Origin of the sequence: Streptomyces sp. NRRL F-2580 (genome assembly GCF_000720115.1) — a bacterium.
GTDB lineage: Bacteria > Actinomycetota > Actinomycetes > Streptomycetales > Streptomycetaceae > Streptomyces.
Genome location: NZ_JOIR01000120.1, coordinates 1 through 353 on the forward strand (window position 1 = coordinate 1; position 353 = coordinate 353).

Annotated in this window: 1 protein-coding gene; it reads right to left on the reverse strand. The window is 69.4% G+C overall.

From position 1 onward, the window contains the following. Positions 1 to 353: class I SAM-dependent methyltransferase (locus IF88_RS0139700; RefSeq protein ID WP_030724510.1), on the reverse strand; the 353-nt coding region annotated here is incomplete at both ends.

The following is a 353-nucleotide window of genomic DNA, read 5'->3' on the forward strand; positions in this document are numbered from 1 at the left end:
CCACGTACTGAAGGAGGTTGTGGCACAGCACCACGTCGAACTGTCCGGCGGCGAGGTCAGCGGGCAGAGCCGTCACGTCGGCCTGCACGCAGGTGATCAGCTCCGTCAGCCCGCCCGCCGAAGCTCGCTCGGCCGCGGCGGCGAGCATGGCCGGGGAATAGTCGACAATGGTGACGTGATGCCCGCGGGCCGCCAGGCGCATGGCGTCGCCGCCATCACCACCGGCGAGGTCGAGTATGCGCAACGGCCCGTCCCCCAGGCCATCCAGATCGCGGACCAGGTTCGCCTCGGCGATCGCGTAACGCAGACGACCCCAGGGGGCGTCCTGCCATTCCTGCCAAGTGGTCATTGCG